The organism is Priestia sp. Y58, from assembly GCF_029522095.1.
Taxonomy (GTDB): domain Bacteria; phylum Bacillota; class Bacilli; order Bacillales; family Bacillaceae_H; genus Priestia; species Priestia megaterium_E.
The window spans coordinates 38,963-51,975 of record NZ_JAKWFL010000016.1; the positions used below are offsets into that span (position 1 = coordinate 38,963).

10 protein-coding genes, 9 tRNA genes and 2 rRNA genes are annotated in these 13,013 nt (G+C 39.3%); 1 reads left to right on the plus strand and 20 read right to left on the minus strand.

The genetic code is table 11. From position 1 onward, the window contains the following. Positions 1-21 precede the first annotated feature (21 nt). From MMB68_RS26550 to sigW, 8 genes are all read right to left on the minus strand, one after another. A complete protein-coding gene (locus MMB68_RS26550) occupies positions 22-1,368 on the minus strand; it encodes an SH3 domain-containing protein (RefSeq protein ID WP_346780489.1) in 1,347 nt (448 codons plus the stop codon). A gap of 143 nt (positions 1,369-1,511) precedes the next feature. After that, on the minus strand, positions 1,512-2,228 hold the full coding sequence (locus tag MMB68_RS26555) for a YebC/PmpR family DNA-binding transcriptional regulator (protein ID WP_013054976.1): 717 nt from the start codon (positions 2,226-2,228) through the stop codon (positions 1,512-1,514). Between the two features lie 861 nt (positions 2,229-3,089). Next, positions 3,090-4,892 (minus strand): glutamine--fructose-6-phosphate transaminase (isomerizing), encoded by a 1,803-nt coding sequence (gene glmS / locus MMB68_RS26560; protein WP_115652903.1) that lies wholly within the window; start codon positions 4,890-4,892, stop codon positions 3,090-3,092. A 430-nt stretch (positions 4,893-5,322) separates the two neighbouring features. Beyond that, complete coding sequence (glmM, locus tag MMB68_RS26565; protein ID WP_042992391.1) at positions 5,323-6,669, minus strand: phosphoglucosamine mutase; 1,347 nt, start codon at positions 6,667-6,669, stop codon at positions 5,323-5,325. 28 nt (positions 6,670-6,697) lie between these two features. Further along, complete coding sequence (locus tag MMB68_RS26570; protein WP_221786117.1) at positions 6,698-8,254, minus strand: CdaR family protein; 1,557 nt, start codon at positions 8,252-8,254, stop codon at positions 6,698-6,700. Beyond that, the gene (gene cdaA, locus MMB68_RS26575; RefSeq protein WP_057243254.1) at positions 8,247-9,068 is read right to left on the minus strand and encodes a diadenylate cyclase CdaA; all 822 of its coding nucleotides are present in this window, start codon (positions 9,066-9,068) and stop codon (positions 8,247-8,249) included. Before cdaA ends, MMB68_RS26570 begins: the two co-directional genes overlap by 8 nt. Positions 9,069-9,260: 192 nt before the next feature. After that, entirely contained in the window at positions 9,261-9,866 is a 606-nt protein-coding gene (locus tag MMB68_RS26580; RefSeq protein ID WP_013081391.1) for an anti-sigma factor family protein, read from the minus strand. Positions 9,867-9,880: 14 nt separating this feature from the next. After that, positions 9,881-10,444 (minus strand): RNA polymerase sigma factor SigW, encoded by a 564-nt coding sequence (gene sigW / locus MMB68_RS26585; RefSeq protein ID WP_013054969.1) that lies wholly within the window; start codon positions 10,442-10,444, stop codon positions 9,881-9,883. A 155-nt stretch (positions 10,445-10,599) separates the two neighbouring features. Between sigW and MMB68_RS26590 the strand changes: the two genes are divergently transcribed. Next, positions 10,600-10,770: an aspartyl-phosphate phosphatase Spo0E family protein gene (locus tag MMB68_RS26590; protein WP_223260213.1), complete on the plus strand. Its 171-nt coding sequence runs from the start codon at positions 10,600-10,602 to the stop codon at positions 10,768-10,770. 82 nt (positions 10,771-10,852) lie between these two features. Here MMB68_RS26590 and rocF read toward each other — a convergent pair whose 3' ends face one another. The 12 genes from rocF to MMB68_RS26650 all read right to left on the minus strand — a co-directional run. After that, positions 10,853-11,752, minus strand: coding sequence for an arginase (gene rocF / locus MMB68_RS26595; protein WP_025753445.1), 900 nt, complete (start codon positions 11,750-11,752; stop codon positions 10,853-10,855). Positions 11,753-11,915: 163 nt separating this feature from the next. After that, positions 11,916-11,991, minus strand: a tRNA-Ala gene (locus MMB68_RS26600). 21 nt (positions 11,992-12,012) lie between these two features. After that, a tRNA-Gly gene (locus tag MMB68_RS26605) sits at positions 12,013-12,087 on the minus strand. Positions 12,088-12,096: 9 nt separating this feature from the next. After that, positions 12,097-12,169, minus strand: a tRNA-Lys gene (locus MMB68_RS26610). Positions 12,170-12,173: 4 nt separating this feature from the next. Beyond that, positions 12,174-12,248 (minus strand) — tRNA-Gln (locus MMB68_RS26615). A gap of 7 nt (positions 12,249-12,255) precedes the next feature. After that, positions 12,256-12,339: transfer RNA gene (locus MMB68_RS26620), tRNA-Tyr, on the minus strand. Positions 12,340-12,347: 8 nt separating this feature from the next. Beyond that, positions 12,348-12,423: transfer RNA gene (locus tag MMB68_RS26625), tRNA-Thr, on the minus strand. A 4-nt stretch (positions 12,424-12,427) separates the two neighbouring features. After that, positions 12,428-12,503, minus strand: a tRNA-Val gene (locus MMB68_RS26630). Positions 12,504-12,526: 23 nt separating this feature from the next. Beyond that, positions 12,527-12,601 (minus strand) — tRNA-Glu (locus tag MMB68_RS26635). 3 nt (positions 12,602-12,604) lie between these two features. Beyond that, positions 12,605-12,679 (minus strand) — tRNA-Asn (locus MMB68_RS26640). Positions 12,680-12,688: 9 nt separating this feature from the next. Beyond that, positions 12,689-12,804, minus strand: a 5S ribosomal RNA gene (gene rrf, locus MMB68_RS26645). 109 nt (positions 12,805-12,913) lie between these two features. Further along, a 23S ribosomal RNA gene (locus MMB68_RS26650) occupies positions 12,914-13,013 on the minus strand; the annotation flags it as partial.

Below are 13,013 nucleotides of genomic sequence, written 5' to 3' on the forward strand. Positions count from 1 at the left end.
CGAATTCAGCTGCTTTCTAACTTAATATTTATCTAATTCACTTACAGGAGATTGAATAATAACTGGATTTTTCTCTGGATTTAACCATTTTAAAATAGAGACAACTTGTTCTTTAGAAGTGGCCGTACATCCTGCTGTATAATTTGTTCCTACATGAAAGAAGATTGCACTTCCCTTTCCTGGGGTTCTAGATTCATTATAATTAATGACAAACCCATAATCATAAGCCGGGATAACCATGTTCTCAGCGCTCGTCCAGCGGCCATTCGCTGGCTTTTGCTGCCACGTATTATACAGAGAGCTTTTTGAATCGTCTACCCATACATCATTTGCTGTAATCTTTCGATATGGAAGCTTAGTTCCAGGATTTGCATAGCGTCCGAATGCTGTGCCAATTGTATATTTCCCTGTCGGAGATTCCATATCTCCTTCTTTTTTCGATAAAGCGAATCCTTTTTGTCCAAGTACACCGTTCGCGGTTAAAACTTGCTTCCATTTTCCATCAACTTTTTCAAACGTTTGAATTTTAGCAGACTTCGTATCGTAGTTATCTGCTGTAACCAAGATGACTTGCTGAGCGTTACCTAACGTTTTAAAAGAATCGACTACGAGCTTTGGAGACGCTGTAGCTGAAGCCTGTACATAGTCACTGCTTACATAGCCTGTGCGGCCGTTATAGTTAATTTTGTACCAATCTCCGCTTTTGCTCACCACGGACAGCTTCTGACCTTTTGTCACACTTCCTATTGCTGCATAGCTAGTGCCCGCTCCGCTTCTTACATTCAGCGTGCTTGCCGTTACTGTGTAGGTTATGCTTTCTGCTGGCGGCGTTGTTGGGGCCGTTGTTGTTCCTGAAACTTGTACATAATCGCTGCTTACGTAGCCCGTGCGGCCGTTATAGTTAATTTTGTACCAGCTTCCGCTTTTGCTCACCACAGACAGCTTCTGGCCTTTTGTCACACTTCCTATTGCTGCATAATTAGTGCCCGCTCCGCTTCTTACATTCAGCGTGCTTGCCGTTACTGTATACGTTGTGCTTTCTGCTGGTGGCGTTGCTGTTCCTGATGCTTGTACATAATTGCTGCTTACGTAGCCCGTGCGGCCGTTATAGTTAATTTTGTACCAGCTTCCGCTTTTGCTCATCACAGATAGCGTTTGACCTTTCACTACGCTGCCGATAATCCCGTAAGTTGTTCCCGCTCCGCTTCTCACATTTAGCTTGCTTGCCGTTACTTTATATGTAACTGTCGCTGCATATGCCTTTCCTTGATTTCCCCCAATTGAGCCAAAGCCAGGCGTTACAGCCGTTGCAAGTGTAGCTGTTAACGCCATCCCCACCATTAATTTTTTCAACTGCTTTCCCTCCAGTTATCTCTTATAAAATTCTACTATTTTCTATTCTTAATTCATTATCTTACCATATTCCAAACGAAGGGAAAGGGTCAATAGATGCTTTTCATACGGCCTATAAAAAAAGACAGACCTCTTTGATAGGTCTGCCTCTTTCACTATTATCCTAAATCAACGTTGTGATATACTTGCTGCACATCTTCTAGGTCCTCTAATGCATCAATCATTTTTTCAAACTGAGCTTGTGCATCTTCAGGAAGAGTTACATCATTTTGAGCAAGCATCGTTTGCTCAGCTACTGTAAATTCCGTAATACCAGCATCGTTGAACGCTTTTTGTACCGCATGGAATTGATCCGGATCAGCATAAACAATTACAGAATCTTCTTCCTCTAAAATGTCACGCACGTCTACATCTGCTTCCATTAACAGTTCTAGCGTCTCTTCTTCATCCTTACCTTCTACACCAATAACAGCTGTTGGATCAAACATGTACGCTACTGATCCGCTTACTCCCATATTACCGCCGTTTTTACCAAAAGCAGCACGCACGTCTGAAGCTGTTCTGTTTACGTTATTCGTAAGAGCATCTACGATAACCATTGAGCCATTTGGTCCAAAACCTTCATAACGAAGATTATCGTAATTTTCTTCTGATCCGCCTTTTGCTTTTTCAATCGCACGGTCAATAATTGCTTTTGGCACATTGTATGTTTTCGCGCGTTCTAATACAACTTTTAACGCTTGGTTTGATTCTGGATCTGGCTCGCCTTGTTTCGCAGCCACATAAATCTCACGGCCAAACTTGGCATATATACGACTTGTATTAGCATCTTTTGACGCTTTCTTTTCTTTAATATTGTTCCACTTACGGCCCATATTGTTTCACTCTCTTTCAAAATTGAATCTAATAAAATAAATAGGCAATGATATATCCGTCTTTATTATACATCAATTCCCTCTTATCTTTCGAGTTTAATACCTAAAAAAGACAAGCAATCTTTTGGTATATTTCATTAACTAAATAAATGAGAAAACCATTTGATAACCGGCTGAATGATTTTTGTATATACATTTTTAAGCGGTTTGTATATACATCTCATCCAAATCCACCGTAAAGGATAGTAGATCATATGAATTACGATCCACTTAACTCCTTTCCAGAAACAGAGGAATATACGCTGACAAAATGAAACCACAGGAATAACAATTTCATTGAAAAATGGCAGCACAACATATTTCCAGAAAAGATAACAAGGGTAACAAACTAGATACAACACAGGGTATAAAACGTACTTCCATATAAATCTAGTTATAGGCAAAAAACATCGTTTCCAAACGAAGAGAATAAAAGGATAGATGAGGACACTCCATAGCCAAGAAATAGGATAAACGAACAAGAAACGTATAATGTATCTCCAAATGAAATCAATGACAGGTTGAATAATTCTTGTTCCTATCCATATGAGGGGCTTAGCGATAAAATATACCCATAGCTTACACAAAATTTGAAATACAAAATAAAAGGGAAAATACAAGACAAAAAAGATGCCTCGCAACACGTACTTTATACTTTGAGCTACTCCACTAATACTTTTCACTTCCTTTTTTATAAGTGAGTTTCGTTCATTTACCTACTCTATTATATAAAATAAAGTGAGCAAGCAAATATATTTTTTAGCTCAATGAGAATTGTATACAAAAACACCCTTCTATAATAGAAGGGTGTCTAGAACCTTATTATTCTACAGTAACTGATTTTGCTAAGTTACGTGGTTTATCTACATCGCAATCGCGGTGCAATGCAGCGTAGTAAGAGATTAATTGTAAAGGAATAACCGCTGCTAGTGGTGAAAGTGTTTCATGAACTTTCGGAATCACGTAGCGATCTTCTTCTGTTTCTAATCCTTTCATTGAAATGATACAAGGATTAGCTCCACGTGCTACTACTTCTTTTACGTTACCACGGATGCTTAAGTTTACATGCTCTTGTGTTGCTAATGCAATAATTGGCGTATTGTTTTCAATTAAAGCAATTGTTCCGTGCTTAAGCTCTCCTCCAGCAAATCCTTCTGCTTGGATGTAAGAGATTTCTTTTAGTTTTAACGCACCTTCTAAACCTACATAATAATCAACAGAACGTCCAATAAAGAATGCGTTGCGAGTTGTTGCTAAGAATTGAAGAGCAATGCTTTCCATTTCTTCTTTGTCCTCACAAAGTACTTCCATTGTGTTTGCTACGATTGCTAACTCTTGAACTAAATCAAATTCTAATTCAATGCCGCGTGTTTTTGCTGTTACAGCCGCTAGAATTGATAGCACTGCTAATTGAGCTGTATAAGCTTTTGTTGATGCTACAGCAATTTCCGGACCTGCATGAAGTAATAACGTATAATCAGATTCACGAGATAATGTTGATCCCGGAACGTTTGTGATTGTTAACGCTTTGTAACCTAGTTCTTTAATTTGAACTAATACTGCACGGCTGTCAGCTGTTTCTCCACTTTGAGAGATAAAGATAAACAATGGCTTTTCAGATAAAAGCGGCATGTTATAAGAGAATTCACTTGCTACGTGCACTTCTACTGGAACCTTCGCCCACGTTTCAATGAATTGTTTACCTACTAGGCCTGCATGATAGCTTGTTCCACATGCTACGATATAGATGCGGTCTGCTTCATCCATTGCTCCTAAAATGTCTGCATCAATGTGCAGTTCATTGTTCTCATTTTGATACTCTTGAATGATTTTACGAACAACTAAAGGCTGCTCATCAATTTCTTTTAACATATAGTGAGGGTACGTACCTTTTTCAATATCACTTGCATCAAGCTCTGCTGTATAAGGTGCTCTTTCTACCACTTCACCATCAAGCGTTTTAATTGTTACGCCTTCTTTTGTAACAATTACTGTTTCTTTATCCATTAATTCTACGTACTGATCTGTTACTTGAAGCATTGCCATAGCATCGCTCGCTACAACGTTAAATCCTTCGCCAACACCTACAAGAAGCGGGCTTTTGTTTTTAGCTACGTAGATTGTATTTTTATCTTCGTTATCAACAAGAGCTAGTGCATAAGAACCGTGAAGCAAGCTTACTGTCTTACGGAACGCTTCTTCTACATCTAAGCCTTCTGCTGCGATTTTTTCAATTAACTGAACGATTACTTCTGTATCCGTTTCGCTTTTAAACGTTACATCTTGTAAATATTCACGTTTCAAAATAGCGTAGTTTTCAATTACACCGTTATGCACAAGTGTGAAGCGTCCAGATGTACTTTGATGCGGGTGAGCATTTTCTTGGCTTGGTACACCATGAGTTGCCCAACGCGTATGACCGATACCTGCTGGTGCTACAACACTGTTATCTACTGCCTGACGCAATTCTGCAATACGGCCTTTTTCTTTGAATACGTGTACGCCTTCATTGTTAACAACTGCAATACCTGCTGAGTCATAGCCACGATATTCTAACTTTTCAAGACCACGTAATAAAATTTCTTTCGAATCTTCTGTTCCAATATATCCTACAATTCCGCACATAGATAAAATCCTCCTTCATGTATGAAAAGAGAGTCTCTTTTCATCATCAATGATTATCATCTCAATGCTTTTGTCCAATAAGTCACCTCATTGTTTTTCACATCAAGTTTTCGGCCGTGATAATCAACAACCGGGAGGCATCCGCCGATACTTCGATAAACCTCCTCCTCGTCAACTAAGTCGTTTCCGTCCCTTTACTTAGTTCAGGCGCTTTGTATTCACTTTTAAAATAGATTGTTCACTCCTTTACATAAATTAAGAGACGAACAGATTTAATATTACAATAAGAAGTGAGAAAACGTCAATTATCTTCTTTACTATCTGTAAAAACAGCCTTTAGCATCAGATAATTTCCAAGAATTTTTCTCAACAATATAAAAATATGCATAAGCAGCTTGAAACGTCACCGCTTATGCATATAATTAATGAATTACTCTAAGCCCATTTCTGCTTTTACTACTTCTACGATACGCGTTACATAAGTTTCACATTCTTCTTGTGTTTGTGCTTCAACCATAACACGTACTAACGGCTCTGTTCCTGAAGGGCGTACAAGTACTCGGCCATTACCGTTCATTTCTTTTTCCACTTCTTCAATAACCACTTTTACCTTCTCGTTATCTGTAACATGATGCTTATCCGTTACTTTTACATTTACAAGAAGCTGAGGATATTTCTTCATTTCAGCTGCTAATTCTGATAAAGGCTTTTTCGTTGCTTGCATAATGTTTACAAGCTGAATAGCTGAAAGCATACCGTCACCTGTTGTGTTGTAATCTAAGAAAATAATATGACCTGACTGTTCTCCACCTAGGTTATATTGATTAGCTTTCATTTCTTCCACTACATAACGGTCACCTACACCAGTTTGTGCGCTTTCAATTCCGCTAGCTTCTAGTGCTTTATAGAAGCCTAAGTTACTCATAACGGTAGAAACAAGCGTGTTTTTCTTTAAACGTCCTTGTTCATATAAGTATTTTGCACAAATGAACATAATTTGATCACCGTCTACAATCTCGCCTTTTTCATCGATTGCGATTAAACGATCTCCGTCTCCATCAAATGCTAATCCAACATCCGCTCCTTTTTCTTTTAAGAAGGCACTTAATGCTTCGGGATGTGTAGATCCTACACCGTCATTGATGTTTAATCCGTTTGGAGATGCCCCCATTGTAGAGATATCTGCATCTAAATCCGCAAATAAATGTGCTGCTAACGATGACGTTGCCCCGTGCGCACAGTCTAATGCCACATGAATACCTGAGAAGTCTTCATCAACCGTTTGTTTTAAGTATTGAAGATATTTTTGTCCACCTTCGAAGTAGTCATTTACCTGACCTAAGTCTCCCCCAACAGGTCTTGGTAATTGATCTGTTTCACTATCCATTAACGCTTCAATTTCATTCTCTTGGGCATCTGAAAGTTTAAATCCATCTGGACCAAAGAATTTAATTCCGTTATCTTGAACTGGGTTATGCGAAGCAGAAATCATGACTCCTGCTTGTGCGCCAAGTGCTTTTGTTAAATACGCTACCCCTGGAGTTGAAATAACGCCTAGTCGCATAACTTCTGCTCCAATTGAAAGCAATCCTGCAACAAGCGCTCCTTCTAACATATGACCAGAAACGCGTGTATCGCGTCCGATTAATACTTTTGGTCGCTCTGAATCTTTTGTTAGAACGTAACCACCTAAGCGTCCAATTTTAAAAGCAAGCTCAGGAGTTAATTCACTATTGGCAACTCCTCGTACTCCGTCTGTTCCAAAATACTTACCCATTAATTTTCTCTCCTTCATGTCAAAACATTTAGTTTCCTGATGTATTATCTGTCTGTCCATCTACGGGTGTAGAATTTTCATCACTTTGATTACTACTGTCGTCACCAGTTTCTGTACTATCTGTTGGTGTATCTGTATTATCTTCAGGTGTATCAGTCTCTTCGCTTGGTTTATCAGCTGAATCACCTGAATTTCCCGTCCCAGGATTTGTTCCTGATCCTGATCCAGTTCCCGTGTCTGGCTTTGTTTCTTTATCGCTCGTGCTTCCACTTGTTTCTTTATCTGTTTGCTCATCATTTGTCCCTGATTGTTTTTTCGCTGTTACACGAACTTTTGCCTGTTTAGTCGATAGAGTTGATGTAACAGAGTCGGGACTATTTATTATAATAGGAACCGTGTGCTCCCCGGCAGATAAATTCCCTACATTCGCTGACAAGCTAATGCCGCTTTTCGTTAACTTATCTAAATCAGATTTTGGTCCTTTTACATCCGCATCTACTGAAGTAGGAGAAAGCAGTTCATACGTGTACTTTGAGGATTGACCAGTTAAAGAAACCGGTAAATTCTTAAATGACTTAGTCTCAGCTGCACTCGCGTCCGTTTCTTCTGCGTCTTTCTCATCACCTTGTTTGTCTACTTCCACATGAACGGTAATTTGTTTAGGACTTACACTATCTATTCCGTCTGGAACAGGGACGTTCACCTTAATATCTTTAGATTTCGTAATACCGGTAACATCGACTGGAATATTATCAATTTTATCGACTTTTTCTAAAGAATCAGATGGACCGATAATTTTCACTGTATCTGTTTTAGGCTCTAGCTTCGTAATGTTGACACCGTCGCCTGGCATGCCTTCTTGAATCACATCGATCGGCACTTTTTTACTAATATTTTTCACTGGGATTGTTACATTGACCGTTTCTGGTTGAACTGTTACATTCAATTTATTTAAATTCTTGTCTAGTGCGACAACAGTTGCTTGTTTCGTCACTGTTTTTGAAGCATTATCTAAATCAATAATAGCTTTCACATAAGCAACTTGGTCTAATTGACTTGATGCGCCCGTTACCGTGACGGCTCTTGGACTAACGGTTGCTTCCCCTGCTTCATATCCATTCTTGACCTTGTTTTTATCATAGCTTGCCTCTACTGAAAACTGTTTTGAGTCGCGTTCTTCAATTGTTACGTTTACAATATCAGGCTTAACCACTACGTTTAAATTATCAGAGATATTTCGATACTGAACCTTGACTCTATGCTGCCCTAAGCTTAAATTATCAAGGTCAATATAAGCTTGATAATCTTTTTGTAGCTTTGTTTGAGCCAAAATATTTTTAGGACCTTCCAGTGTCATAATAACCGTATCCGGAACACCTCTTACAATTCTGTTCTTCTCATTGTAGGATACTTGAACCGGAACATCTGTTAATGTTTCTACTCCAGTGTTGGCAGAACTGCTTCGGTTCAGGATCTTATTTGATGAACTGGCACCATCATCTAAATTAACAGATAAATATAACATGAAGGCTAACAGCAACGCGATAATTTTCATAACCCACGATCGATTCATCAATTTATCCATTCTTCTTCAACCTCCATTGCCAACGAGTGGAAGAAGTTGCTTTAGAAGTTGTGACTAATTCTTTTTCTAGCATTTCTCTCAATGTATCAATTGTCAATTCACGATACAATTCACCATTTTTGGTAACGGAAATGCCTCCAGTTTCTTCAGATACAATAACAGTCACACTATCTGTTACTTCACTTATTCCTACAGCAGCACGATGGCGAGTACCTAATTCTTTTGAAATAAAAGGACTTTCAGATAAAGGTAAGTAACATGCTGCAGCGGCTACTTGATCCCGCTGTAAAATAACCGCTCCATCATGAAGTGGTGTATTCGGTATAAATAAGTTGATTAATAATTCAGAAGAAATATTAGAGTTGAGCGGTATACCTGTTTCGATATAGTCACCCATACCCGTCTCTCTTTCGATTGAGATCAATGCACCTATGCGTCTTTTAGCCATATAATGCGTTGCTTTTATAATCGCCTCAATCGTAATGGTACGTTCATCTTCTTCAGGCAAATTACTGCGTGAAAACAAACGTCCTCTCCCAAGCTGTTCAAGCGCTCGGCGCAGCTCCGGCTGGAAGATAATAATGATAGCTAAAAACCCATACGTTAACGCTTGGTCCATTAACCATTGCAGCGTATTTAGTCCAAGGAAGTTACTTATAAAGCGTACAACTAAAATCACGGTGATTCCTTTTAAAAGCTGTACTGCTTTTGTACCTCTTATGACCATAATTAATTTATATATGACGAACCATACCAGGAGAACATCAACAATTTTTCCTAAATATGAGAGGATTGGCAGGTCTCCAATAGGCATCTTCTCACTTCCTCTATATATGTAATAAAGATAACATAACCGTTTTATTATACCATAAAACAAAATTACACTGTAAATTACATCTTATTTTTAAATCCTTGTTCCTATATAATGTAGCCTTCTTTTTATATAAATAAAACCGTCCACTGTTCCTCTCTAACAAGATAAGCGGACGGTTTTATGTTTCAACTATTAAAAGTCAACAGCTTGTTTGGCATGAGTTTTGACGTTATACCATACCCAGTCAAAAATCTTGTCTAACTCTTCAATATTGCCTGTCACTTCTCCTGCAGAAGCTAGGTACTTATCACCATGTATAACAGTAACATTTCCATCTACTTTTCCTTCAATTTTAATATCGCCATTTCTCACAGTAATATCACCTTTGACGGTCTCACCTTTTGGTACAACGACTGTTTTATCATGAATGACCAAGTTCGGCTGCTTTGAAACAGAAAAGTCTTCATCCGTTTCCCAAGCTGAAAACACCGTGCCGGACATTAACAGCACAAATACAGCAGCTGCACTAAGAATCGGGTGGTTTGTAAACCATCTATTCATTCGAATTCGATTCTTTTCACGTGGTAACCCAGCCATAACACCTGCTGTAAAGTTCATAGGTAATTCTATATGAGAAGTGCTTTGCACAAATGCAATGGTTCTTTTTAACTGATGCATATGCTGCTGACAACCTTTGCATTGATGCAAATGCTCTTTTAATAATAGTTCATTTTCTTTTGTAATATCCCCATCCAAATGTTCATGAATGAGATTTACATACATTTTTGGACATTTCATTCTTAGTTCACTCCTTACAAGTGGCGAAGTCGATTTCTTAAAGCTTCACGTCCTCTGTGAATTCTAGTCTTTACCGTACCAAGCGGCAGGTCTAAAATATCGCTGATTTCTTTTAACGACAGCTCATCTATATATTTTAGGACAATGACAGTTCGATATTTCTCAGGTAGCTTTAATATTTCCGACTGAATGAATTCTTGCAATTCTACTTGCTCTAGTTCTTCCTCTGGTAAGGCCTGATCGGCAGCTATTTGAGAGTACATATTTAACCCGTCGGTCCCGGCTACTTCTGCATCTAAATAATAGTCTGGCTTTTTTTTACGAATTCGATCAATACAAAGATTTGTAGCAATTCGATATAACCAGGTGGAAAACTTTTTACTCGTGTCATAGCTATGAATATTTACATAGGCTCGAATAAACGCCTCTTGTGCAGCGTCTTGCGCTTCTTCCCGGTTTCCTAACATTCGATAACATAGATGAAAAAGTTTATCCTTGTGATATTCTACTATGTCAGCAAACGCATCCTGGTCACCTTTTTTTACTTTTTTTATTTTTCTTTTTAATAATAAATCCATGTAACGGTTACCTCCGCCCATTGCGGGATAGTATATATACGTGTACTTTATCATAAAGTTTCACTTATGCTTAATTATTTTAACAAAAATTTGTCAAATATGTTTAAAAAGATCGTACGTAGGTTATGTAATTAGTATAGATGAAAAGAAGAGGAGTGGAAAGCTTGACTCATACAAAAGAGAACCTTTTGAATCAAATTGAAGAATGCAGAAATAACATGGTCACTCTTGCAGCAGAAAACCCTTTATCATCACTAACAGTGGTGAGAGTAAGTTCAGAGTTAGATGGTTTATTAAATGAATATGAAAAGTTTTTCTCTATATAAAGAAGCTCTCGAATCCGAACTAAGAGCTTCTTTTTTTTATCTTCATATATATTTCATGTACTTTTTGGTAGGTACTAATGTTTTATACTAATTTTTCTCCTAAAAGTGAGCCCATCAATGCAACAGCTACTGTAGCTGTTTTATTCCGTTCATCTAAAATAGGATTCACTTCCACAAACTCGGCAGAAGTGATTAGCTGAGATTCTGCCAACATCTCCATAGCTAAATGACTTTCTCTGTAGCTTATTCCACCGATAACTGGCGTTCCTACTCCAGGTGCATCATGTGGATCCAGTCCATCTAAATCGAGTGATAGATGAACCCCATCTGTTTTATCACGCAAATATAAAATTGTTTCTTCCATTACTTTTGTCATACCCATTCGGTCTATCTCATGCATCGTATACACTTTAATCCCTTTTTCCTTTATTAGCTCTTTTTCTCCTTCATCTAAAGAACGTGCTCCGATAATCACAATATTTTCAGGCTTGACTTTAGGTGTATAACCGCCAATTCGAGTCAATGCGTCGTCTCCTATACCTATACTTGCCGCCAATGGCATACCGTGAATATTTCCTGAAGGAGACGTATCTGCTGTATTCAAATCTCCGTGTGCATCATACCAAATCACGCCCAAGTTTTGATAATGACGACTTACTCCTGCTAGTGTTCCGATAGCGATGCTGTGATCTCCCCCTAGCACTAAAGGAAACCTTTTATTTGTAATAACATCACTTACGGTCTGAGCAAGCCTCTCGCTAGCATCTGCTACAGCTTTTAAATTCTTTAAGTTTGTATTTTCATCACTATGTACTCGTTCAGCTAAGGCAATTTCAATATTCCCTTTATCTTCTACACTATAGCCAATATTCTCGATGCGTTCAATAACACCTGCATATCGTATCGCACTTGGCCCCATATCGACCCCACGGCGAGTTTGACCTAAATCCATTGGTACTCCAATAATTGAAAGCTTATTCATAATATGTCCCCCCATCACAAATGTTGCTACTCTCTTATTGTAACGGCTAAATGAGCGATGGCTCAACTCGACACTTTTTTGAATATATATACAATTCTAATTTGTAGAAACTGCACAAAAAAACCTTTAAGCAAATTGCTTAAAGGTTGTACGTTTATATGTATGGTGGAGCCTAGCGGGATCGAACCGCTGACCTCCTGCGTGCAAGGCAGGCGCTCTCCCAGCTGAGCTAAGGCCCCAAAATCTTTTTTATATAGAAATGGAGCGGAAGACGAGGTTCGAACTCGCGACCCCCACCTTGGCAAGGTGGTGTTCTACCACTGAACTACTTCCGCTTATTAAAATGAGCCATGAAGGACTCGAACCTTCGACCCTCTGATTAAAAGTCAGATGCTCTACCAACTGAGCTAATGGCTCTCTATGGCTGGGCTAGCTGGATTCGAACCAACGCATGACGGAATCAAAATCCGTTGCCTTACCGCTTGGCGATAGCCCAATAAAGATGGTGGAGGGGGGCAGATTCGAACTGCCGAACCCGAAGGAGCGGATTTACAGTCCGCCGCGTTTAGCCACTTCGCTACCCCTCCGATATAAATGGTGCCGGCAAGAGGACTTGAACCCCCAACCTACTGATTACAAGTCAGTTGCTCTACCAGTTGAGCTACACCGGCACGGTGGTGGAGGATGACGGGATCGAACCGCCGACCCCCTGCTTGTAAGGCAGGTGCTCTCCCAGCTGAGCTAATCCTCCACTATTATGTAGATAAAAATAAATGGTGACCCGTACGGGATTCGAACCCGTGTTACCGCCGTGAAAGGGCGGTGTCTTAACCGCTTGACCAACGGGCCAGTTGGCTCCACAGGTAGGACTCGAACCTACGACCGATCGGTTAACAGCCGATAGCTCTACCACTGAGCTACTGTGGAATAATAACAGCCTGGCAACGTCCTACTCTCACAGGGACAAAGTCCCAACTACCATTGGCGCTAAAGAGCTTAACTTCCGTGTTCGGTATGGGAACGGGTGTGACCTCTTCGCTATCGTCACCAGACATATTATATTATACATGATTTTCAAAAGAAAGCAAGACTTTTTTGAAAAAGTTTTGTTCTCTCAAAACTAGATAACAGTTCGCTGAGTAAAGCTTACGCTTTTAAAGTTTGGTTAAGTCCTCGATCGATTAGTATCAGTCAGCTACACATGTCGCCACGCTTCCACCTCTGACCTATCAACCTGATCATCTTTCAGGGATCTTACTAG